Source organism: Luteibacter sp. CQ10 (assembly GCF_040900725.1).
GTDB lineage: Bacteria > Pseudomonadota > Gammaproteobacteria > Xanthomonadales > Rhodanobacteraceae > Luteibacter.
This window is the reverse complement of sequence record NZ_JAEUYM010000001.1, coordinates 354,465-376,503: the sequence shown is the minus strand read 5'-3', so window position 1 is coordinate 376,503 and position 22,039 is coordinate 354,465. Positions and strand designations below refer to the sequence as shown.

Below are 22,039 nucleotides of genomic sequence, written 5' to 3'. Positions count from 1 at the left end.
ATGCCTTCCCCCCGGATGCGATGCGTCAGCCGTGATGCAAGGTATGGGCGTGCGCGTGGAAGCGCGGTTCTTCGGCGAGGTCGACCACCTGGCCGTCGATCACATGCACGTTGCGCTGGGCGCGCGTGGCCAGTTCGGGATCATGGGTGACCATGACGATGGTGGCGCCTTCGCGATGGATCTCTTCGAGCAGCTCCATCACGCCGCGGGCCATCTGCGTGTCGAGGTTGCCGGTCGGTTCGTCGGCGAGCAGCAGGCGCGGCGAGCCGGCCAGGGCGCGGGCGATGGCGACGCGCTGCTGCTGGCCGCCGGACAGTTCGGCCGGATAGTGCTTGGCGCGCGAGGCCAGTCCCACGCGCTCGAGCGCGTCCATGATGCGCTGCTTGCGCTCGGCCGCCTTCATGCCGCGATAGCGCAGCGGCACTTCGCAGTTGTCGAACACGTTGAGGTCCGGAATCAGGTTGAAGGCCTGGAAGATGAAGCCGATCTTCTCGTTGCGGATCTTCGAGCGCGCGTTGTCGTTGAGGTTGCTCACCTCCACGCCGTCGAGGTGGTATTCACCGCCGGTGAAGGTTTCCAGCAAGCCGGCGATGGTGAGGAAGGTGGTCTTGCCCGAGCCGGACGGCCCGGTGACGGCGACGAACTCGCCTTCCTTCACGTCGATGTTGAAGTCGCGCAGCGCGTAGGTCTCGACCACTTCCGTACGGTAGACCTTGGCGAGATGGTTCATCTTGAGCATGGCGTGTCCCTCTGGGAAATGGATGGGTTCAGCGGCTGATGGCGACGTGCTTGGCGTCGCCGAAGGAGTCGGCACCGGAGATGACGATCTTGTCACCCTCCTTCAGGCCGTCGAGGATTTCGACCTTGTCGATGCTGCTGGCGCCGACGCGGATGTCGCGGCGATCGGCCATGCCATCGTTGACGACGTAGGCATAGCGGCCCGCGCTCTCGTCGACGAACGAGCCGCGCTGCACCGTGAGCACGTTGTCGCGGCTGTCGAGCAACACGCGCACCGACAGGCGCTGGCTCTGGCGAAGCTGTTGCGGCGTGGTGCCGTCGAAGCGCAGGCGGGCGGCGACCTCGCCGTTGACCACTTCCGGCGACACCGCGCTCACCTTGCCCTTCCACTGCTTGCCGTTACCGCTGATCTCGCCCGGCATGCCGATGGCGAGGTCGCGGGCGAAGCTTTCGGGCACCTTCATCTCCACTTCCAGCGCAGAGAGGTCGATGACGCTGAGCAGCTGCGCGTCTTTCGCCACGGTAGCGCGTTCGGCGACGAAGAGCTGGCCCACCTGGCCGTCCACCGGCGACTTGACGTTGAGGTCGTCCACCTGGCGCTCGAGGTCCTTCACCATCAGCACCTGGCGATCGTGGGCGAGCTTCTTCGCCTTGACGTCGAAGGTGAGGCTGTCGTTGTCCATCGCCAGGTCGGACTTGGCATGTTTCTGGGTGATGGCCGCCTTGTCGAGCACCGACTTGGCCTTGTCCACGTCGGCCTCCGGCACGGCGCCTTTGTCGAACGCGGTCTGCTGGCGCTTGAGGTCGCGCTCAGCCGCCGTCTGGTCGATCACCGCGTTGTCGAAGTTCTTCTGGAGCTCGTTGCGCTTCTTCTTCGCGTCGACCTGCGCGCGCAGGTATTCCACCTGCATCGCATCGGCATTGGATTCCTCCTGCGCGAGCTTGTTGGTCAGCTCAGGGCTGGACACCACGGCGAGCACCTGGCCCTTCTTCACCACGTCGCCGGCGTGCACCTGCAGCACCACCGCGCCGCCGTAGGGCGCGTACAGCGTGGGACTGACGGCGGCGACCACCTTGCCCTCGGCGGCGATGTCGCGCACGAAGGTGCCGCGGGTCACGGTGCCGAACGACAGCCGCGAGGCGCTGACCGAGGAATCGGCCGAGAACATCGTCGATACCTTCGGCGCCACGAAAGCGAGCACGGCCACCGCCGCCACGGCGCCGCCGATCAGCATCAGCTTGCGGTGACGGCCGGATTTGACTTCGACGATGCGGTCCTGGGCGGAGGTGTCGCGGATCATGGTGTGGTTCCCCGGTTTGCTTGCCGAGTAACTAGGCAAGCGCCGTGCCAACGCCGTGATTCCTATATATGGCAGTTACTTACGTACCGGATGATGGAGCCTGGAAGTTGTCCGCGGACAGATTGTCCGGACAGTGCCCGGGTGGGCGGACGCCTCTGCGGCGTCGCTTGCCGCCGGGTCATCCGCCGATGGCGATGGATTCGGAAACGGCAATATCCCTTGCCACACCCCTCCCGAGGACGGAGATGCATACATCGGTCGCGCTCAGCATGTCGAAGCCGCCGAGGCGGCGCCGGGAAAAGCTGAGCACGCGTGCACGGCAACCGCGCAGCCCGTCGCGATCCGGAAGGCGACACGGCGGCCCATCGATGGGCAGCGCATCCACGAAAAGGCCGTCCCAGGCGAGATAGTCGGTATCGGGTAGCAGGTAGATGCGGGCGAGCGTCTCGCCGTCGGCGCCGATGCAATCGATCCATTCGCGAGGCCCTTCGCAGGTCACCGCGCAGGTCACGCCGACATACCGCGTGGACAGCAGCGGCGCGAGGTCGGCGGATTCGACCAGGCAGCCCGGGGAACTGGGCAGGTCTGCCTGGCAGGACGCCGCGAACGATGGGGCGAGATACAGAACCCCTCCGAGCTGGCCGAGCCCTTCGAGGAGCGTGCGCGGCGTGATGGCCAGCCATCGCACGGTGGTGGTGGAACGGGCGCGCGAGTGCACGCCGAAGGAAGCGAGCCAGCCGAACATGGGCGTCTCCTGGGCGAAGAACCGAAGAGGAGGCCTGGCTGGGCCGCGGGGAGAGGCGGCGTGGCTTGGCGTCGGGGAGACCGGGTTACTTGGTGAGGATCAGCTTGTCGTTACGGGTGAGGCGCAGGTGGTACTCGGCGCCCTGGTGTTCGATGACCAGTTCGCGCGAGCCGTCGAGCAGGCGCTGGCTCTCGATGCGGCGGGCGGCGGCGGGCGCGGGACGCAACGGCACGACCTTGTCGCGGCCGTGGGCTTCGGAACGGGCGGGCGTGGTGACGAGCATGGCTGTGACTCCGCGTTAGGGGTGCGAAGTTGATGATAATGATTCTCAATTACGCGTCAAGAGCTCCCCCCCCTAGGAAGCCGGCGTGCCACCCCTGCCTACCGAAGGGGTGGGAGCCGATCGCATCGGCGAACCTACAAGGCCGAGGCCGCCAGTTCGTCGGCCGCCCGCATGTGCACCAGTTCCGCCTCGATCCCCTCGAGGTCCGGGATCACCGCCATGTCGTCCCTCACCAGCACCTGCGCCTTCACCCCGAACGGCAGGTCGCTGCCGTCGTGCGTGGGCAGGAGCAATTCGGCGTTGAGCGTGGTCAGGCGCGGAAAGCCGTGGGTGAGCACGGCCAGGTAGGGCATGTCCGGCCGGTTGCCGATGGCCTTGAGCACGGCGACGCGGGCCGCCTGTGCGGGTGCGTCGGCCGGCAGTGGCGCCACGTGGTCGAAACCGATCAGCGGGATGTGCCAGCCGCGCCATTCGATGCGGCCGCGCAGCCAGTCCGGCGCGTCGTCCACGGTCGCGACGCCGGCCAGGGTGATCACTTCGGCGACCGCCGCGTTCGGCAGCAGCAATCGTACGCCCGCGCTGGGAATCAGCACGCAGCGGATTTCGCGAGGTAGCGGCTCGCTGATGCTCATGGGAATTCCTCGGTGAGTTTGCGCGCCAGCGCGTCCACGTCGCCCGCGTAACCGGCGACGCGCTCCTCGCGCACGCCAGCCACCATGTGGCCGGCTTCCTGGTCGGCCGGAACGGTCTCCACCCATACGCGGCCGCCGGCGTCGTAGACGGCCTGCGAACCGGCCACGGCATCGTTGCCCCGGCCGGCGAAGACGATGGCCAGCGCGTCGGTGCCGAAACCACCCGCCAGCGTGCTCAGCACGCCGTCGATGGACGGGCCGCCGGCGTCCTCGTCACGCACCGTGAGGCTGCCGTCGCGGCGAATCTGCACGTGCCTGCCATGCGGCACCACCAGCACGTCGCCATGCCCCGCATGCTCGCCCTGGCGTGCCACGCGGCCACGGCCCAGGCGCGTGGCGAACTCCTCGCTGTCGCCATCGTGATGGGCCACGACGAGCAGCACGGCGGGCAGGCGGGCGTCCACCTTCGCGAGGAAGCCGGCGATGGCCGCTTCGCTTTCGCGCGCACCGGCCAGGGCCACCACGCGGCGCACGGCGCGTGAACTGCCCTCGAGGAACATCTCGTGGGAGTAATCGCCCTTGGGCTGGACGACCGGCGCGACGGCCTCCTCCATCGACACCAGTTCGAGCGTGAGTCCCGGCTCGATGCCCGAGGCGCCGTCGTCCACCACGTCGTGGGCAAGGAATTCGGCGGCGCTCAGCGTTTCGATGCCGAACTCGGACGGCGCGGCGCGCGGCGCCGGCGGCTCGGCAGCGACGGCGTCGTCGTCGAGCAGGTCCCACTCGGGCACCGGCGGTGGCACGTAGTGCGTCGAGCGCTCTTCGATCTGCAAGGGGGGCGTGTTCTCCGGCGGCGCGCCGGGCGCAGCGTCGAGCGACTCGAGGCTGAAGCCGCTGAGATCGAACTGACGCAATCCGGAGGCGACGGGAGGCGCCGGCGGCGCTTCGTCCACCACCTCGAACGACGACAGGCCGAGCGAGGCGAGTTCGTTGAGTTCGACGGGATGCGAAGGCACGTCTTCCAGCGTGCCGGCGTCGAGCGGCGCGACGTCGTTTTCGGCGAGAAGCGCTTCGAGTTCGGCGGCCAGCTCGGCCGGATCGGCCCCCTCCCCGTCCTCGTCGGACACGGGCTGCGACGTCGAGAACACCAGTTCGTCGGCAACGTCGTCCACGATGCCCGCCGCCTCGAGGGGTTCCTCGGAAACCGCCGGGGTGGACGGATAGCCATGGCTGCCGGTGATAGCGAGATCGCCGTCGAGCGGCACCACGAAACGTTCTTCCGCCGGCGCTGACACGCCCGCGATGGCCTCGATGCGCGGCTCGATGGCCCGCGCATCGTCGGGACGCGGCGGATCGAGCACGTCGCCCCCCACCAGCTTGGCCGCGAGGTGGCGAGCCCAGCGCGCACGATCCCATCCCTGGAGATGGCGGCTGGCGTCCGCGTCGTTGAACACCAGTCGCGGCGAACCGCTTTCGACGATGTCGTAGAGGCGGTCCAGGTCGGCGTCGCTGGGGTCGTCGAGGTCGACCACCACCACGTCGGCCGACGAGCCGACCAGTTCGGCGGGAGCGAACGCCGCGAGGTCCGATTCGTAGACGATGCGGGCCCCCTGCGCGACGAGCGCATCGCGCAGGTGTGCGGAAAGAACGGCGTCGTCGAACAGCAGCGCGACCGCCGTGGTGCCGTCAGCCATGGTGCGCTCCGAGCAGGTCGTTGATCTGCACGATGAGGTCGTTCTCCTGGTACGGCTTGCCGATATAGCGCTTCACGCCGATGTCGAAGGCACGCTGGCGGTGCTTGTCGCCGGTACGCGAGGTGATCATGATGACCGGCACCTCGGCGAGGCGATCTTCCGCCTTCATCGCGGTGGCGAGCTCATAGCCGTCCATGCGCGGCATCTCGATGTCGAGCAGCATGAGGTCGGGCACGCGCTCGTTGAGCTTTTCCAGCGCGTCCACGCCGTCCTTCGCCGTCATCACCTCGAAGCCGTGGCGTTCGAGCACGCGACCAGTCACCTTGCGCATGGTGATCGAGTCGTCCACCACCATCACCAGCGGCTTCACGCGCACTTCGTCCTGCGCGCGCGGCGCTTGGGGACGCGCGGCTTCGGCCTCGAAGGCCTGGCGGGCCACGCCGTGGCGAACCAGCGGCGCGAGATCGAGGATGACCAGCACGGAGCCGTCGCCCATGATCGTGGCACCGAGCACGCCCGGCACCGAACTCACCTGCGGACCCACCGGCTTGACCACGATTTCGCGCGAGCCGAGCACGGCATCGACGCGGATGGCGGCGCGCAGGTCGCCGGCGCGGACGATCAACAACGGCACGTCGCCTTCTTCCGTCGACGACAGCGCGTGCACGCCGAGCAGGCGCGGCAGGTCGTGGATGACGTAATCCTCGCCGGCGTATTCGATCGAGGGATGCTCGTCGGCCATGCGATGAGCCAGTTCGTTCGGCTCGACGTGCGCCACGCCGTGCACCGAGGTCATCGGGATGGCGAAGCTGGTTTCGCCGATGCGTGCGATCAGGGCCTGGGTCACCGCGAGGGTGAACGGCAGGCGCATCACGAAGGTGGTGCCTTCGCCCTGCTTCGACTCGATGGCGAGCGTGCCGCCGAGCTGCTTGATCTCGTTGGCGACCACGTCCATGCCGACGCCGCGGCCGGCCACCTGGGTGACCTTTTCCACCGTGGAGAAACCGGGCACCTGGGTCAGCTGGTAGATCTGCTCGTCGGACACGCGCGCGTCCGCGCGCAGCAGGCCGCGGTCGATGGCCTTGGCGCGGATCGCGTCGCGATCCATGCCGGCACCGTCGTCGGACAGCCGCACCACGATTTCCGTAGCTTCGCGGGCCACGCGGATGCGCACGGTGCCTTCCGGGTTCTTGCCGGCGGCTTCGCGCGCCTCGGGCGATTCGATGCCGTGGGCCACCGCATTGCGCAGCATGTGCTCGAAGGGCGCCTTGATGCGCTCGAGCATGTTGCGGTCCATTTCGCCGTTGGCGCCCTCCACCACCAGCTGCGCGCGTTTGCCCACGTCGGACGCCGCCTGGCGCAACGTGCGACGCAGGTTCGGCACCATGGCGTCGAACGGCAGCATGCGCGTCTGCATGAGGCCTTCCTGCAGCTCGGCGTTGACCCGCTGCTGCTGGAGCAGGAGGTTTTCCGACTGGCGGGTAAGGTCGTCGAGGATGGTCTGCAGCGACACCAGGTCGGAAACCGACTCGGCGAGGGCGCGGGAGTACTGCTGCAACTGCGAGAAGCGGTCGAGCTCGAGCGGGTCGAAGGTCGACGCGTTATCGCGATGCTCCTGGTGGTAGCGCGCGATGATCTGCGTTTCGGTTTCGATTTCCAGCATGCGCAACTGGCTGCGCAGGCGGTCCACCGTCTGCTCGTGCTCGGTGAGCGCGGCACGGAAGCTCGCGGTCTGCTGTTCCAGGCGCGAACGGTAGATCGACACCTCGCCGGCGTGGTTCACCAGCGTGTCGAGCATGTCCGCGCGCACGCGGATCTGCTCCTGCGTGCCGCGCTGGAGATCTTCTTCCTCGAACTCGGGCAGCAGTTCGGGGAGTTCGCGGACCGGGAGGACCGGCTCGCGTTCTTCGCGATAGCTCTCGGCGGTGAGCGTGTCCGGGGCGATGGGTGCGCCCGCGAGGCGTGCGAACGGTTCGATGTCGGCGTCGGTCAGCGCGATCGGCTGGCCCTGGGCGATGGACTGCACCATGCCGTGCAGGCGGTCGAAGCCCGTTTCCATCGCCTCGATGCCGGCCCGGTCGCTCGAACGCTGGCCACCGGCCACGGCATCGAGCAGGGTTTCCATCGCGTGCGCGAGGTCGCCCACCGGCGCCATGCCGGCCATGCGCGCACTGCCCTTGAGTGTATGCAGGTCGCGCTGCAACGCGGCCACGTGCTCGGGCTGCTGCGGTTCGGCACGCCAGGCGGCAAGCGCGCCGTCGGCATGGTCGAGGATCTCGCGCCCTTCCTCGACGAAGACCTCGAGCAGGTCGGGATCGATGTCGGCGTAGGGCGAGAGCTCGGGGATGAGGGCGGTTTCGGATTCGATGTGCGGCTCCGCCATCGAATCGGCCAAAACCGAATCCGTGGGAGCCGACGCCGTCGGCGATTCGGACGATGCGGCGCCCTCGCCGTCGATGGCATCGAAGTCCACCGGATGGTCGAACACGTCCTGCGCCACCTCGGACGACACCGCGTCACCGTCGCCGACAGGCTCGGCTCCCGCGGGAGGCTCGGCATCGTCGGACGCCTCGAGGTGATCGGTCGTCGGTTCGACCAGGCCGTCGTCCAGGTGCAGCACCTCGCCGTCGTGCGACATCGGCTGCGGCAGCGGCTCGGCATCGAGCTGGCGCCACCTCGCTTCCTCGGCGGCATCGAATGCGAGGATCGGCTTGACCTCGCCCTCGGCGGGCGTGGCCGGGGCCTCGTCGTACGCGGCGAGGAAATCGGCCGTGAGGTCGCCCTCGGCGAGCAGGCTTTCCAGCGTCGGCAGGTCGACGGGCGGGAGGTCGTCGTCCAGCGACGGTGACGCGTCGTGGGCGGCCAGCTCGTCGGCCAGCATGGCTTCGAAGCCCGGGTCGAGGGGGATCGGGGCCTCTTGGCCCAACGATTCGCCGTCGCCATCGTCCCGGCGCTCGGTTCCCACGAACGCCGCGTCGTCGCCCGGGTGGACCTCCACCAGCGACTCGTCGCCGTCCAGCGGCAGCGGGTCGGGTTCGTAGAGGATGTGCGCGACGGTGGCTTCGGGCTGCTCGTCGCGGAGGGCGGCGATGTGCGCGGCCAGGGTCGACACGTCGGGCACGGTCGGTTCGGGCAGGTCGAACAGGCCCATCACGTGGTCGACCAGGTCGGCCGCGTCGCGCAGGGCTTGCACGCCGTCGCGGCGCAACGGCTCGCCCGACGCGCGGACGCGCTTGAGGAGGCCTTCGAGCGGCGCCAGCACCTGGATGAGCACGGGGATGTCCACCATGCCGATGGCGCCGTGCAAGGTATGCACCGCGCGCAGCAGGCCGTCGTCCACCGGCAGTTCGCCCTCGCCGGCGCGGGCGAGGTTGGCGCGGATCACCGTGAGGTACTGGCCGACCTCGGTACGCAGGATGTCCAGCAGCACCGCATCCACCGGCGGCAAGGCCGGTGCGGCATACGGCGTCTCGACCGCCGGTTCCGGCGCGGGCGCGGGCGCCTGGCCGTAGGAGGCGAACGCGGCTGTCGGCACGGCGGCGATGGTGTCGCGCGGCACGCGGCGCTTCACGCGCGTGCGTACGGTGTGCACCGAATGCTTCGCCACGTCTTCCACGAAGGCGTTGTCGCCCATCGCGAGACGATCGGCGGTTTCCATGATCGCAGCGATCGGTGCGGACGGTGCGCCGGCGCCTTCGAGCGCTGCCTTCAGTTCAGGCAGCGCGGCCACCGCATGGCGTACCAGCGCCTGCACGCCTTCGTGCGGCCCGATGGTGCCGTCGAGCACGCGGTTGAGCATGTTCTCCACTTTCCAGGAGAACTCGCCCAGCAGGCGTGCGCCGACGAGCCGGCCGGAACCCTTCAGCGTATGGAACGACCGGCGGATCGGCACCATCGCCTCGGCCTTTTCCGGATCGGCGAACCAGGGGCCCAACGCGGCGGTGAGGTTGTCGATCTCTTCCTGGGTTTCTTCCAGGAAGATCTCGCGGATCTCGTCGTCGATGCCGTCGACGGTGATCTGGAATCCGGCGAACTCGGCCATGCCGTGGCCGCCGACTTCCTGCTCGATCTCTTCCTCGATCTCGACCCAGTCTTCCTCGACGGCGGGTCCGGACGCCGCTTCGGGTTCGGACGCGGCCGCCGCTTCGGCTTCCACTTCCGCGTCGGTGGGCGGCTCGTCGATCAGGTCGAAGCTGTCGGCGAAGCTGGAGACGGTTTCGCCTTCGTCTTCGCTCGTGGACGGCACCGCGATGTGTTCGATCGCCGCCGTCTCGATGTTGTCGAGGGCCTCGGCGCCGAGCGCTTCGTGCGCGGGTTCTGGCGCGTCCGGCTCCTGCGTCGAGGGCAGCGGCCAGTAGCCGAGTTCGGCGAGGCTCTGCTGGGTGACGTCGAGGATGTGCTCGAGGCCGCCGCGGTGCTCGCGCGCCGCCTCGAGGTAATACTCCAGCGCCGCCAGCGCGTCGGCGAGGCGGTCCATCTGCGTGCCGTTGGGCACGCGGCGGTCGCCCAGCAACTCGCGATGGATGAACAGGCCGACGCCGTCGGCCAGTTCGGCGGGACGGTTGGCGCCGAGCATGCGCATGGCGCCGCCGATCTCGCCCATGAGTTCGGGCGTGCCGTCGAGCTGGGCATGGTTCCACGAGGATTCGACGAAGGCGACGATGGCGTCCTTCACCTTCGAGGTGTTCGCCGTGGCCTCGCGCATCAGGGTGGACAGGATCTGGCGCGCCTCGCTGCGCGGCAGCGGCGACGGTCCGCCGTCCGCGGCCAGGGTTTCCCCTTCGGCGCCGAGACGATCGATGTGGTCGTCGAGCGACGCTTCCACGTAAAGCAGCGCGCCGGCCACGTCGAGCAACGATTCCTCGTCGGGCGAACGCGTGCCCGCGGCGATCTCGCCGAGGATGAGGCGCTGTTCGCCCACCACGCGGCGAGGCACGCCGAGCGCCAGCATGCCGAGCGTGTCGCCCACCCGTTCGAGGATGTCGGCCTGCGGCCCGAGCTGCGCGGGATCGCCGTCATGGCGGCGCAGGAACAGGTCGAGCGATTCCTTCACGCGCAGCAGGTCTTCCTTGATCGCCGCCGACACGGTGTCGAGCAGCGCGCGGTTGTGGCCCGACATCGAGCCGCGCGCGTGTTCCAGTTCGGATTCGCGCGGCAACAGCCCGTCGAGGCGGTAGGTGTTGCGCAGTTCGTCGATGCGCTCGCTGCCCGGGCGGGCCTGGGCGACGTAATAGAGCAGCTTGCGGGCGAGGTCCTCGGCGTCACCGCCCAGCAACGCATCCTCGCCCCGGTCGAGCAACTCGCGGATGGAACGGTCGACGCGCCCGATGAGCTGGCGCACGTCTTTCTCGTGGCCGCGCAGCACGCCGCGCTCCAGGCCTTCGAGCACACCGGCGGCGATCCACCACAGGCGGCGGCCGGCGATGCTGTAGCAACGCGCGGCGATGCCATCGAGCGTGGCGCGCATGCCGAGCAACTGGCGTTCGCCGCCCTGCCCGCGGAACCAGGCCAGCAGCTGCTGCTGGAAGCGCAGGCGCAGCTCGGCGATCTCGCCCTGCGCGGCTTCGGCGGCGGCCGGATCGTCGGCACCGGGCGCGCCCAGCGGCAGCGGGGCGTCGAGGTTGGGCGTGAACAGGGCCGACTCGTGCAACGACTGCTCGCCACGGCTGGCGCGCAGGTCGTTGAGCAGGGGCAGCAGCACGATGGGCACGTCGCGGTGGCCGCTCTGCAGGCGCTCGAGGTAATCGGGCATCTGCATCATGCCGCGCATGAGCGCCGCGTAGGCGTCGTCGCGCTGGGCCACGTCGCCGTCGATCAGCGCGGCGACCAGGGCTTCCATTTCGCCCACCACCATCGCGGCGCCGTAGAGCTCCACCATGCGCAGCGTGCCGTGCACCTGGTGCAGGTCGGCGGCGCAGGTGTGCATCACGTAGGCGTCGCGGGGATCTTCGACGTACGACTCGAGGGCTTGCCGCGCCTTGGCCAGGGCGTCGTCGAGCTCCGCCTTGACCCAGTGCAGCGTGGTGAAATCGGTGTGGTCGTTGAGTCTCACTGCATCAACCCGGCAGCTTGAAGTTCGCGACGGACAGACGAAGGTCGTTCGCCAGTTGTGCGAGGTTGCCGATCGATTCGGCCGTCTGGCTCGCGCCCAGCGACGTTTGCGAGGTGATTTCCTGGATCACGTTCATCGTGGCCGAGGTATCCGTCGCCGCGGCCGACTGCTGGCGCGCCGCCGCGGAGATGTTCTGGATCAGCGCCGACAGGTCGTTCGACACGCGTTCGATGTCGCCCAGCGCCGTGCCCGCGTCTTCCGCGAGGCGGGCACCGGCCACCACCTCGGCGGTGGTCTGTTCCATCGAGCTCACCGCTTCGTTGGTATCGGACTGAATGGTCTGCACCAGCGTCTCGATGCGCTTGGTGGCGCTGGCGGAGCGTTCCGCGAGGCGCTGCACTTCGTCGGCCACCACCGCGAAACCGCGGCCGGCCTCGCCCGCCGAGGCCGCCTGGATGGCGGCGTTGAGCGCGAGGATGTTGGTCTGCTCGGCGATGTCGTTGATGAGTTCCACGATCGAGCCGATTTCCTGCGACGACTCGCCCAGGCGCTTGATGCGCTTGGAGGTTTCCTGGATCTGGTCACGGATGGAATCCATGCCCTGGATGGTCTCGCGCACCACTTCGGCACCGCGCGACGCGATCTGCACCGAGCGCTGCGCCACGTCGGCCGATTCGGCCGAGTCCTTGGACACCGTATCCATCGAGGTGGCGATCTGGTTGATCGCCGAGGTGGCCGAGCTGATCTGCTGCGCCTGCTGCTCGGCCGCATCGGCCAGGTGCATGGCGGTGGCCTGGGTTTCCTGGGCGGCCGCCGAAACGCGCACGGCGGTCTCGTTGATGGTGGTGACGAGGTTGCGCATCTCGTCCACCGCGGAGTTCATGGCGTCCGCGATGGCGCCGGTGATGTCCTCGGTGACCGTCGCCTTGATGGTCAGGTCGCCTTCGGCGAGCGTACCCATCTCGTCGAGCAGGCGCATGATCGCGGTCTGGTTGCGCTGGTTCAGCTCCGACGTGGTCTCGAAGCGGCGGCGCTGGTCGCGCACGAGGTTGTAGACGAGCAGCAGCGCGAAGAGCACCGCGCCGATGGCACCGAGCAGGCCCCACCAGACATTGGGGAACAGGCGGGTGAGCGGCAGCTTGGCGATCTGGTCGGCCGATTCGTTCGCGCGCAGCAGCACGGTCTGCGAATCGAGCGAGGCCTGGTTGCCGGCGCGCTTGACGTCCTGCAGGTTCGGCGAGGCGGCCACCAGCTGGTTCACCGGGTCGACCAGCTCGGCCCACGACGACTGCATGCCGTCGAGGATCTTGCGCGCGTTGGCGTCGCTCATCGCGCGCACGCCGCCGTCGGGGTTGCCGTCGACCAGGCCCTTGAGCACCGAACCGTAGAGCTGGGCGTCGCGCGAGAGGCCGTCGGCGGCCGACTGCGCCGCGTCGCCGCCCTGCAGGATTTCCTGCACGCGGCGGATCATGCGGTCGGCCATGAGCATCCAGCGGGCGATCGTGAAGGTCTGCTCCGAGGGTGCGTTCTTCTGCTGGATGATGTTGAGCACTTCGTCGGTGCGCGCGTTGAGCAGCGGCATCTGCTTGGCGAAGAGGTCGGCGCGCTCGCCCGAGGAGAGCACGAGGTCCTGGTTGTTGAGGATCTTGCCGATGTCGGCGTCCAGCTGGTGCCAGGCGTTGGCCAGCGCGCCGATAGAGCGGCCGGCCTGGGTGGCGTTGGCGTCGGCATAGGCCGGCATGCCGGTCTTCCCGTCGCCCTTGACCAGGCGTTGCACGGCCGAATCGATGGTGTTGCGGGTGGCCGACAGCTCGCGGAAGGAATCGCGGTTGCCGTCGGAGGCCTCCAGCGCGTACTTCGCGGTCTGCTGCGAGAGCACCTGCACCTGGGTGGTGAGCGCGATGGCCTCGCGGTCTTCGCCGTTCTTGTTGTTGAGCCACCAGAAGTCGACCGACGCCAGACCGATCGCCAGGAGAAGGAACACGATGACGATCGTGTAACCGCGTTCCCGGCCCGCGCCGCTTGCTGTCGTACTCATATCCACCTCACCCAAACCTGGCCAGACGAAGCGACCCCGGACGGGGCGCCCCTCGCGTTCCCAACGCGGGACGGACCCGCGCGTATCCTGTACCGGCGACCCGCGAGGGCCGCCGTCCCCCTACCGAGGCGCCCTAGAGCGCCGCCTGCCGGAAATCCGGCGCACGAACCAGGCGGCTCATGCTGAATAGCCCGAACGACTGCTCGCCGAGCTGGATGTTCCCGGTGACGAAACGCGACAGCCTCGGATCGGACTCGTCCTCGCCCTCCCCGCGCCGTGCGTCGTCCATCGTACGCTGGCCGAACACCTCGTCGACCAGCAGGCCCACCGTGCCGCCGTGCTGGCGTACCAGCAGCAGGCGCGTGCGCTCCGACGACGGCGTGCGCTCGTCGAACAGGAAACGGCCCAGGTCGATGGCCGGCACGAGGTTGCCGCGCACGTTGGCCACGCCCATCAGCCAGGGCTGCACGCCCGGCACGTGGGTCAGCGGCGGCACCGCGAGCAGTTCGTTGATTTCGTCGATGCCGCTGACGAACGCGCGGCGCCCCACGCGGAAGCCGATGCCGCGCCACAGCCCCTCCGACTCCACGCGTTCGGGCGCGCCGGCCGAATGGGCCACGCACGCCCGCTCGTAGTGGGCGAGCAGCTCGAAGGGGGTAAGTGCCGCGTTCTCGCTCATGGAAGCCTCAGTGCGTCCGTTGCGACAGCAGACCGTTGATGGTCGAAAGCAGTTCTTTCTCGTTCACCGGCTTGGTGATGAAGGCCTTGGCGCCTTGGCGCAGGCCCCACACGCGATCGGTTTCCATCGATTTGGTGGTGATCATCACCACCGGCACGTCGGCCGTGGCCGGGTCGCGGCTCAGCGTGCGCGTGGCCTGGAAGCCGTTCATGCCCGGCATGATCACGTCCATGATCACGAGATCGGGCTTGCCCGCGCGGATGCGTTCGATGCCAGCCTCGGCGTTGTCGACGCTGGAAACGGAAAAGCCCGCCTTCTCCAGCAGCGTGGTGAACACGCGAACGTCGGTGGGCGAGTCGTCGATGATGAGGATATTTGCCACACGTCCCCCTGGACGTCTTTGGTCGGTTGCGTGAGTAATCAGTGGGCCGTCGCGAAACGCTGGATCGCGCCGAGGAGTTCGTCGCGGGTAAACGGCTTGGTGAGGTATTGCTCGGCACCCACGATGCGGCCCCGCGCCTTGTCGAACAGGCCGTCCTTCGAGGAGAGCATGATCACCGGCGTACCGCGGAACTGGGCGTTGTTCTTGATCAGTGCGCAGGTCTGGTAGCCATCCAGGCGCGGCATCATGATGTCCACGAAGATGATGTTGGGCTTCTGGTCGGAGATTTTCGCCAGCGCCTCGAACCCGTCCACGGCGGTGAGGACGTCGCAGCCTTCCTTCTTCAGCAGGGTCTCCGCCGTGCGTCGGATGGTTTTCGAATCGTCGATGACCATGACCTTGAGTCCGGCCAGGTCGGTACCGCGTGCGTTGTCGTTCACTACGCCCCCGTGCCACGCAAAAAACCGCAAATCCGCCGCAGGATAACCGGTTACCGCCGGTCATTCCGTGCGCCAGGTCGAAAGTCCGGCCCCGGGGGCCGGCGGGCCGCTCGTGGGCCACCCTTATGCTCCGCTGTTTAAAGGTTGGTACGGATGGCGTCAAGGAGAATTGTTCTTAAAAGGTGACGCCCCATCTAAACTGCCTGCCTCCACGAACCGGACCCGCCCGCCATGTCGCTATCCGTCGCCGTCCTGATGGACCCCATCCGCGCCATCAAGATCGCCAAGGACTCCACCTTCGCCATGCTGCTGGAAGCCCAGCGCCGTGGCCATTCGCTGCTCTACATGGAACAGGGCGACCTGGCCCTGCGCGGCGGCGAGGCCTGGGCCCGCCTGCGCCCCCTCTGGGTGAAAGACGACCCGTCCGGCTGGTTCACCCTGGGCGAGGCCGCCTGGCGCCCGCTGAGCGACGTGGACGTGGTGCTGCAGCGCAAGGACCCGCCCGTCGACTCCCAGTTCATCTACGACACCATGGTGCTGGAGGCGGCCCAAAAGGCCGGCTGCAACGTCGTGAACGACCCGCGCAGCCTGCGCGACTGCAACGAGAAGCTGTTCGCCCTGCAGTTTCCCCAGTGCATCCCGCCCACCCTCGTCGCCCGCGACCGCGACGAACTCAGGACATTCGTCGCCGAGCACGGCGAGGTGGTACTCAAGCCGCTGGACGGCATGGGCGGGCGCGGCATCTTCCGGGTGAAGGCGGGCGACGGCAACCTCAATTCCATGCTCGAGACCCTGCTCGACGGCAACAGCCAGTTCGCCATCGCGCAGAAGTACATCCCCGAGATCGTCAAGGGCGACAAGCGCATCCTGCTGATCGACGGCGAGCCGGTGCCCTACGCCCTGGCCCGCATCCCGCAGGGCGACGAATTCCGTGGCAACCTGGCCGCCGGCGGCCGGGGCGAGGGCATCGAGCTGTCCGAGCGCGACCGCTGGATCGCCGCCCAGGTGGCGCCGGAGCTGCGCAAGCGCGGCCTGCGCTTCGTGGGCCTGGACGTCATCGGCGACTACCTGACCGAGATCAACGTCACATCTCCCACCGGCATCCGCGAACTGGAGAAGCAATTCGGCATTAACATCCCCGGGCTGCTGTTCGACGCGATCGAGGCCCGATGACCACACGCGCCACCGGCGCCGACCTGTTCGGCGCCACATTGCTGTTCTCGCTGCTGCTGCACGGTATCGTCATCCTCGGCATCACCTTCGAGACGGAAAAGCCCAAACCCAGCGTGCCCACGCTGGACGTCACCCTCGTGGACGTGGCCAACGCCGAACAGCCCGACAAGGCCGACTTCCTCGCCCAGGCCAGCAACAGCGGCGGCGGCGAGCACGACAAGGCCATGCGCCCGGCCGAACCGGTATCCGGCCCCCTGCCCACGCCCAACGCCGGGCTGGCCCCGGAGCCGAAGGACGCCCAGGCGCCCGCGCCGCACGAGAGCACGCCGACCCAACTGGTGACCACGACGGGCCGGGCATCGTTCGCCGTGGACACCCGCAAGGAGCGCCGTGAGCAGCCTCCGCAGCCGCTGCCGGAGTCCGACGAGGACGTGCGCCGCAAGCTGGAGATGGCGAAGCTGGCCGCCGAGGTGCGCGACCAGTCCGAGGCCTACGCCAAGCGGCCGAAGAAGAAATTCATTTCGTCCAACACCCGTGAATACGCTTACGCCGCCTACATGAAAGGCTGGGTGGATCGCGTGCAGCGCGTGGGCAACCTCAATTACCCCGACGAAGCGCGCCGCAACGGGGTCCACGGCGAACTGGTGCTCACCGTGGGACTGAACCGCGACGGCTCGATCCACAGCATCGACGTGATCAAGAGTTCGGGCCGGAAGCTGCTCGACGATGCCGCCGTGCGCATCGTGCGCCTCTCGGCGCCCTTCCCCGCGCTGCCGGCGGACAAGAACCGGGTGGATGAGCTCTACATCACACGGACGTGGCAGTTCCTGCCGGGTAACGTGCTGCGCAACTACTGAGGCACGCTGGGTTCGCCGATACGATCGGCTCCCACCCCTTCGGTAGCGAGATTTCCGCCATGTGCCTACCGGAGGGTGGGAGCATCGGCGAACCCGGCAGCGCGAGCCCGTCCGGCTTACCGAGAGGGCAACAGCTGGTCCGCCTCGCTGACGTACGCCTTCTCCGCCTTGCGGTCCCATATGCACAATTCCCGCCCCGGCGCGTTCTTCATGTGCTTCTGCGGGTATCGTCCCGCCAGCACCAGCGCCGTCACCGGCACCCGGTCGTCGTACTGGATCGGGCCGCCCACCGGCGCGGCCCCCTTCAGGCCGCTCGCGGCCACGCAGGCGTCGACCACCTTCTTGTCATAGGCCTTCCAGGCCGCCGGCGTCGACGCGGCCGCCGCGCCGGCCGCCAACGTAATGGCGACGCCAAGAAAACCTTTTGCAAACATCATCTTTCCCATGAACCTGCCTCCTTGTGACCGGGCGCACACGGTAGCCTGGGACGCCTGAACCCCGACGCACGTCACGCGCGTAACGGCTACAATCGACCCATGAGCAACCCCCATACCTTCGCAGGGCAATTCCTCATCGCGATGCCCTCCCTGACCGAACCGCCGTTCGCGCGTAGCGTCGCGTTCCTGTGCCAGCACGGTGACGACGGCGCGGTCGGTTTGCTCATCAACCAGATTTCCGAATACCGCCTCGGCGATGTGCTCGCCCAGATGAAGTTGCAGTGCGACGATCCCGAGATCGCCGACTACCCCGTGCTCATCGGTGGACCGGTCCAGCAGGAGCGAGGCTTCGTGCTGCACCGCGAACACGGCAACTGGGATTCCAGCTACCGCGTCAATGAAGACTGGTCGGTCACCACCTCGCGCGACATCCTCGTCGCCATGGCCCGGGGCGACGGCCCCCGCCGTGCCGTGGTCACGCTGGGCTATGCCGGCTGGGACGCCGGGCAGCTCGAACAGGAAGTCATGGACAACAGCTGGCTCACCACGCGGGCCGACGAGCGCATCGTCTTCGACACGCCGCTCGACGAACGCTGGTTGGCCGCCGCGCGCAACCTGGGCGTGGACGATCCATCCCAGCTCACCGGCTACGCCGGGCACGCCTGACCCGATGAGCTGCCTGTTCGGTTTCGATGTCGGCACCAAAATCGTCGGCGTCGCCGTCGGCAACCGCCTCACCGGCACGGCGAGGGCGCTCGCCACGCTCGGCGTGCGCGACGGCGAGCCCGACTGGCAGGCGCTCGACACCCTGCGTCGCGAGTGGTTGCCCGAGACCCTGGTGGTCGGCCTGCCGCTCGACGACGACGGCAAGGAACAACCCATGTCGCGCACCGCGCGCCGCTTCGCCGAGCGGCTGGGCGAGCGTTACGGCTTGCCGGTGGCGTTCTGCGACGAGCGCATGACCTCCCAGGAAGCCGCTCGCCGTTTCGCCGCGGGCCGCGCCGCCGGTACGCGCAAACGCTCCGACGCCCAGTCCATCGACGCCGAAGCCGCCGCCGTCATTCTCGAGTCGTACCTCGTCTCGTGAACCCCACGATTTCCATCCACCGCTTGAGGACGTCATGTCACACCGCCTGCGCCATCTGACCACCCTCGAGAACCTCCCGCGCGACACCATCGAACGCCTGCTCGATCGTGCCGAAAGCATGCGCGAAGCCACCGCGCACGGTACGCGAAAGCTCGACCTGCTCGCCGGCCGCACCGTGCTCAACCTGTTCTTCGAACCGTCCACCCGCACGCGCACGTCGTTCGAACTGGCCGCGCGCCGGCTCGGCGCCGACGTGATCAATTTCGACATCGGCCTGTCCTCGACCGCCAAGGGCGAAGAACTCTTCGACACCCTGCACACGCTCGAAGCCATGCACCTGGATACCATCGTGGTGCGCCACAAGGTGTCGGGCACGCCGGAAGAACTGGTCAAGCACGCCATGAGTGGCGTATCGGTGGTGAACGCCGGCGACGGCAATCGCGCGCACCCCACGCAAGGCCTGCTCGACGCGCTCACCATCCGCAACCACCATGCGGACTTCCGCAAGCTCAAGGTCGCCATCTGCGGCGATGTGCGCCACTCGCGCGTGGCCCGGTCCGACGTGCACGTGCTCCATGCGCTGGGCGCCAAGGACATCCGCATCGTCGGTCCGGCCCCGCTCCTTCCCGCCGAGGGCGAACTCAAGGGCGTCACCTACCACGACGATTTCGACCAGGCCATCGAAGGCGTCGACGCCGTGATCATGCTGCGCCTTCAGAAAGAACGCATGGCCGCCACCGACCTGCCCGACGAAGCCGCCTACTTCGAGCGCTACGGCCTCGACACGAAGCGCCTGGCCCGCGCCGCCAAGGGTTGTCTGGTGATGCACCCGGGCCCGATCAATCGCGGCATCGAAATCGCCCCCGAGGTCGCCGACGGCGCGCAGTCACGCATTCTCGAGCAGGTGGGCAACGGCGTGTTCGTGCGCATGGCCGTGCTGGCCGAAGTGATGGGCCGCTGACGGCAGGAATTTGCGCATCCGTATCCGGGGATGCGCTTTCCGCCGACGACGTTCCGGCATAATGGCCCCTCCAAGGGACCAACCTGAACAATGGGATACAAGATGCGACCGACGAAGCGACTTCTCGCACTCGGCGTCGCCAGCGTGCTGCTGGCGGCCTGCGGCCACAAGGACAAGGATGCACCGCTGGCTTTCGTGCCGGCCGATACGCCCTACGTATTCGCCAACCTCGACAAGCTCGACGACGGCGTCTACGACGCCATGATGATCCAGGCCGACGCCGAGCTTCCGGGCCAGGTGGCCCAGATGAAGTCGCTGGCACAGGACCTGGACACCAAGGGCAACGCCGATGGCGCCCGCCTGCTGCGCGCCGTCGCGGCCGAATTCGACGGCAAGAAGGCCGAGGCCGCGATCGACGCCATGGGCCTGGACGTCAAGAGCGGCACGGCCGTCTACGGCGTCGGCCTGTCGCCGGTCGTACGCATTTCCCTGGCCGACACCGCCAAGTGGGAGGCCTTCGTGGGCCGCCTCGAGACCGCCTACGGCAAGAAGCTCGAGACCGCCGATGCGGGTGGCCAGGCCTATCGCCATGTCGCCCTCTCCGACTCGGGCATCCAGGTCGTGATCGCCACCGTGGGCAAGCAGGCCGTGGCGGCGCTGCTGCCGGCCGACGCCGCGCAGCCGGCGATCCGCCAGGCGCTGGGCGTCGATCGCCCTGAGAAGAGCCTCCAGGACGACGGTCGCCTCGCCGATCTCGCCAAGGAAAAGGACTACAAGAACTACGCCGTCGGCCAGGTCGACCTCACCCGCCTGCTGCCCCTGGTCGCTACGGGCAAAGACCCGCTTTTTGCGACTTTTCTCAAGCACCAGTCGCAGAAGACCGGCGAGCCGATCCCGCCGCTGCCGCCGTCATGCCAGGCCGAGGCCACCCGCATCGCCGCACGCGTGCCCTCGATCAGTTTCGGCTACACCCGCCTCGACCTGCACCATCAGGACCAGCGCATCGACGTGGCGCTCGCCGACGACATCACCAAGGCCTTCTCGGGCCTCAAGGTCGAGCTGCCCGGCCTGGGTGGCGAAGCCAAGGAGCCGTTCGACCTGAGCCTCGCGCTGCCGGTGGAACAGTTGCGCACGTTCTTCACCGCGCAGTCCGAAGCCGTGGCCGCGAAGCCGTTCGAGTGCCCGGCCTTCACCGGCATGAACGACAGCTTCGCCAAGCTCGGCTCGACGATGCAGCAGGCGGCCATTCCGCCGTTCGGCGACATCCGCGGCGTGCGCATCATGCTCGACTCGTTCAAGCCGGCCGCCAGCGCCGCGCAGCTGCCCGCGATGACCGGTCGCGTGGTGATCGCCACGCGCAACCCGTCGGGCCTGCTGGCGATGGCCGGCGCCCTCACCGGTGGTGAACTGAAGGTGCCCAGCGACGGTAAGCCGGTGCCGCTGCCGCCGAACATCAGCGCCACCCTCGGCATGCCCACGTTCGCCGCCATGAACGGACAGGCCATCGCCATCGGCCTGGGCGACGGCGAGGACAACAAGCTCGACGGCGCGCTGATGGGCGCCCTGGGCGACGCCGGCCGCATGGTTCGCCTGCACCTGACCGGCGACATGTACCGCTCCTGGGTCGACGTGATGGCCGAGAAGGCGCAGACCTATGCGGCGGGCATGGCCGAAGCCGCCAACGCCGACGATGCGCCGGCCGACCAGGCCGCGAACGCGGCGGCCGCCGAGCGCTCGAAGTTGCAGTTCGACGCCATGAAGCAGCAGGCATCGCGCGTGGTGCAGGTGGGCGGCGAAGCGCACGTCGACGAGAAGGGCCTCGTGTTCAGCGGTTCGGTCGAATACAAGTAACCGCCGTTCTTCGCTCGCTCGAAACGATCAAGGGCGCTCCTGTGGAGCGCCCTTTTTTTTGTGTCAAGAAAGCGTCCTCGGCATGCCATGCGCGAAGCTGAACGATCCGCTTTCTTGCGCACGAACCGTTCACGGATGCGTTGTTTCCATAGCACCGCGATCTGGCCGACACGAGTTCCGTGGCGGCATTCGCCAGACCATTTCGAGTAACCAAGGAGTTCACCCATGAACCATGCCAACCTCCGTAAGGCCCTGTTCGCTGCCGCCCTCGTTGCCGGTCTCGGCACGGCGCCGTTTGCGCAGGTGTATGCCCAGGACTCCGCCGCGGCTTCGTCGAAGGGCGACAACCAGACCGTCGCCGGCAAGGCCGACGACACCTGGATCACCACGAAGGTGAAGTCCGAGTTCGCCGCCAACAAGAGCGTGAAGGCCACCGACATCTCGGTGAGCACCACCGAAGGCGTCGTCACCCTGACGGGTACCGTCGCCACGGCGAAGGAGAAGAGCCACGCCGAGATGATCGCCAAGAAGATCAAGGGCGTGAAGAGCGTCGATGCGAGCGGCCTGACGGTTTCGGCGGCCGCCGGCAACTAATCCGTCACGGCACGGATCTTGGGGCGCCTTCGGGCGCCCTCTTTTTTTGTGCCCCGTGCAGCCTGTCACCGCATGGCGAAAAGCGGACTCATCGC

General features: G+C 68.1%; 19 protein-coding genes. 7 read left to right on the top strand and 12 right to left on the bottom strand.

Going from position 1 to position 22,039, the window contains the following annotated elements:
• Positions 1-25: 25 nt before the first annotated feature.
• The 11 genes from JNG39_RS01780 to pilG all read right to left on the bottom strand — a co-directional run bounded on the left by JNG39_RS01780 (position 26) and on the right by pilG (position 14,984).
• Entirely contained in the window at positions 26-739 is a 714-nt protein-coding gene (locus tag JNG39_RS01780; protein WP_368309309.1) for an ABC transporter ATP-binding protein, read from the bottom strand.
• Positions 740-767: 28 nt separating this feature from the next.
• Positions 768-2,039: an efflux RND transporter periplasmic adaptor subunit gene (locus JNG39_RS01775; protein WP_368309308.1), complete on the bottom strand. Its 1,272-nt coding sequence runs from the start codon at positions 2,037-2,039 to the stop codon at positions 768-770.
• Positions 2,040-2,217: 178 nt separating this feature from the next.
• A complete protein-coding gene (locus tag JNG39_RS01770; protein WP_368309307.1) occupies positions 2,218-2,784 on the bottom strand; it encodes a hypothetical protein in 567 nt (188 codons plus the stop codon).
• 85 nt (positions 2,785-2,869) lie between these two features.
• On the bottom strand, positions 2,870-3,067 hold the full coding sequence (gene hemP, locus JNG39_RS01765) for a hemin uptake protein HemP (protein WP_368309306.1): 198 nt from the start codon (positions 3,065-3,067) through the stop codon (positions 2,870-2,872).
• Between the two features lie 134 nt (positions 3,068-3,201).
• Positions 3,202-3,699, bottom strand: coding sequence for a chemotaxis protein CheW (locus JNG39_RS01760; protein WP_368309305.1), 498 nt, complete (start codon positions 3,697-3,699; stop codon positions 3,202-3,204).
• Positions 3,696-5,393: a chemotaxis protein CheB gene (locus JNG39_RS01755; protein ID WP_368309304.1), complete on the bottom strand. Its 1,698-nt coding sequence runs from the start codon at positions 5,391-5,393 to the stop codon at positions 3,696-3,698. Before JNG39_RS01755 ends, JNG39_RS01760 begins: the two co-directional genes overlap by 4 nt.
• On the bottom strand, positions 5,386-11,445 hold the full coding sequence (locus JNG39_RS01750; protein ID WP_368309303.1) for an Hpt domain-containing protein: 6,060 nt from the start codon (positions 11,443-11,445) through the stop codon (positions 5,386-5,388). The genes JNG39_RS01755 and JNG39_RS01750 overlap by 8 nt, the downstream gene beginning before the upstream one ends.
• A gap of 4 nt (positions 11,446-11,449) precedes the next feature.
• Positions 11,450-13,483, bottom strand: a complete 2,034-nt coding sequence (locus JNG39_RS01745; RefSeq protein WP_368309301.1) for a methyl-accepting chemotaxis protein — start codon at positions 13,481-13,483, stop codon at positions 11,450-11,452.
• Between the two features lie 133 nt (positions 13,484-13,616).
• A complete protein-coding gene (locus JNG39_RS01740) occupies positions 13,617-14,162 on the bottom strand; it encodes a chemotaxis protein CheW (protein WP_247373801.1) in 546 nt (181 codons plus the stop codon).
• A gap of 7 nt (positions 14,163-14,169) precedes the next feature.
• On the bottom strand, positions 14,170-14,544 hold the full coding sequence (locus tag JNG39_RS01735; RefSeq protein WP_144911281.1) for a response regulator: 375 nt from the start codon (positions 14,542-14,544) through the stop codon (positions 14,170-14,172).
• Positions 14,545-14,582: 38 nt separating this feature from the next.
• Positions 14,583-14,984: a twitching motility response regulator PilG gene (gene pilG, locus JNG39_RS01730; RefSeq protein ID WP_283248523.1), complete on the bottom strand. Its 402-nt coding sequence runs from the start codon at positions 14,982-14,984 to the stop codon at positions 14,583-14,585.
• 231 nt (positions 14,985-15,215) lie between these two features.
• Between pilG and gshB the strand changes: the two genes are divergently transcribed.
• Both gshB and JNG39_RS01720 read left to right on the top strand, forming a co-directional pair.
• On the top strand, positions 15,216-16,157 hold the full coding sequence (gene gshB, locus JNG39_RS01725; RefSeq protein ID WP_368309299.1) for a glutathione synthase: 942 nt from the start codon (positions 15,216-15,218) through the stop codon (positions 16,155-16,157).
• Positions 16,154-17,014 (top strand): TonB family protein, encoded by an 861-nt coding sequence (locus JNG39_RS01720; RefSeq protein ID WP_368309298.1) that lies wholly within the window; start codon positions 16,154-16,156, stop codon positions 17,012-17,014. Before gshB ends, JNG39_RS01720 begins: the two co-directional genes overlap by 4 nt.
• A 116-nt stretch (positions 17,015-17,130) precedes the next feature.
• On the opposite strand, the gene JNG39_RS01715 is transcribed toward JNG39_RS01720, so the two are convergent.
• On the bottom strand, positions 17,131-17,460 hold the full coding sequence (locus JNG39_RS01715) for a hypothetical protein (RefSeq protein WP_368309297.1): 330 nt from the start codon (positions 17,458-17,460) through the stop codon (positions 17,131-17,133).
• A 90-nt stretch (positions 17,461-17,550) separates the two neighbouring features.
• Here JNG39_RS01715 and JNG39_RS01710 point away from each other — a divergent pair, with 90 nt between their 5' ends.
• From JNG39_RS01710 to JNG39_RS01690, 5 genes are all read left to right on the top strand, one after another.
• Positions 17,551-18,117 (top strand): YqgE/AlgH family protein, encoded by a 567-nt coding sequence (locus JNG39_RS01710; RefSeq protein ID WP_368309296.1) that lies wholly within the window; start codon positions 17,551-17,553, stop codon positions 18,115-18,117.
• 4 nt (positions 18,118-18,121) lie between these two features.
• Positions 18,122-18,538 (top strand): Holliday junction resolvase RuvX, encoded by a 417-nt coding sequence (gene ruvX, locus JNG39_RS01705; RefSeq protein WP_247373794.1) that lies wholly within the window; start codon positions 18,122-18,124, stop codon positions 18,536-18,538.
• Positions 18,539-18,572: 34 nt separating this feature from the next.
• On the top strand, positions 18,573-19,499 hold the full coding sequence (locus JNG39_RS01700) for an aspartate carbamoyltransferase catalytic subunit (RefSeq protein ID WP_368309295.1): 927 nt from the start codon (positions 18,573-18,575) through the stop codon (positions 19,497-19,499).
• Between the two features lie 102 nt (positions 19,500-19,601).
• Entirely contained in the window at positions 19,602-21,350 is a 1,749-nt protein-coding gene (locus JNG39_RS01695) for a hypothetical protein (protein WP_368309294.1), read from the top strand.
• A gap of 225 nt (positions 21,351-21,575) precedes the next feature.
• On the top strand, positions 21,576-21,944 hold the full coding sequence (locus tag JNG39_RS01690) for a BON domain-containing protein (RefSeq protein ID WP_368309293.1): 369 nt from the start codon (positions 21,576-21,578) through the stop codon (positions 21,942-21,944).
• The last annotated feature ends 95 nt before the right edge of the window (positions 21,945-22,039 follow it).

Bases quoted from the DNA above. Each gene is read 5' to 3' on its own strand.
- JNG39_RS01760 (WP_368309305.1), bottom strand. From the start codon at position 3,699: ATGAGCATCAGCGAGCCGCTACCTCGCGAAATCCGCTGCGTGCTGATT.
- JNG39_RS01700 (WP_368309295.1), top strand. From the start codon at position 18,573: ATGTCACACCGCCTGCGCCATCTGACCACCCTCGAGAACCTCCCGCGC.
- JNG39_RS01690 (WP_368309293.1), top strand. From the start codon at position 21,576: ATGAACCATGCCAACCTCCGTAAGGCCCTGTTCGCTGCCGCCCTCGTT.
- JNG39_RS01745 (WP_368309301.1), bottom strand. From the start codon at position 13,483: ATGAGTACGACAGCAAGCGGCGCGGGCCGGGAACGCGGTTACACGATC.
- gshB (WP_368309299.1), top strand. From the start codon at position 15,216: ATGTCGCTATCCGTCGCCGTCCTGATGGACCCCATCCGCGCCATCAAG.
- JNG39_RS01755 (WP_368309304.1), bottom strand. From the start codon at position 5,393: ATGGCTGACGGCACCACGGCGGTCGCGCTGCTGTTCGACGACGCCGTT.
- JNG39_RS01770 (WP_368309307.1), bottom strand. From the start codon at position 2,784: ATGTTCGGCTGGCTCGCTTCCTTCGGCGTGCACTCGCGCGCCCGTTCC.
- JNG39_RS01780 (WP_368309309.1), bottom strand. From the start codon at position 739: ATGCTCAAGATGAACCATCTCGCCAAGGTCTACCGTACGGAAGTGGTC.
- ruvX (WP_247373794.1), top strand. From the start codon at position 18,122: ATGAGCTGCCTGTTCGGTTTCGATGTCGGCACCAAAATCGTCGGCGTC.
- JNG39_RS01775 (WP_368309308.1), bottom strand. From the start codon at position 2,039: ATGATCCGCGACACCTCCGCCCAGGACCGCATCGTCGAAGTCAAATCC.
- hemP (WP_368309306.1), bottom strand. From the start codon at position 3,067: ATGCTCGTCACCACGCCCGCCCGTTCCGAAGCCCACGGCCGCGACAAG.
- JNG39_RS01740 (WP_247373801.1), bottom strand. From the start codon at position 14,162: ATGAGCGAGAACGCGGCACTTACCCCCTTCGAGCTGCTCGCCCACTAC.
- JNG39_RS01715 (WP_368309297.1), bottom strand. From the start codon at position 17,460: ATGGGAAAGATGATGTTTGCAAAAGGTTTTCTTGGCGTCGCCATTACG.
- JNG39_RS01720 (WP_368309298.1), top strand. From the start codon at position 16,154: ATGACCACACGCGCCACCGGCGCCGACCTGTTCGGCGCCACATTGCTG.
- JNG39_RS01695 (WP_368309294.1), top strand. From the start codon at position 19,602: ATGCGACCGACGAAGCGACTTCTCGCACTCGGCGTCGCCAGCGTGCTG.
- JNG39_RS01710 (WP_368309296.1), top strand. From the start codon at position 17,551: ATGAGCAACCCCCATACCTTCGCAGGGCAATTCCTCATCGCGATGCCC.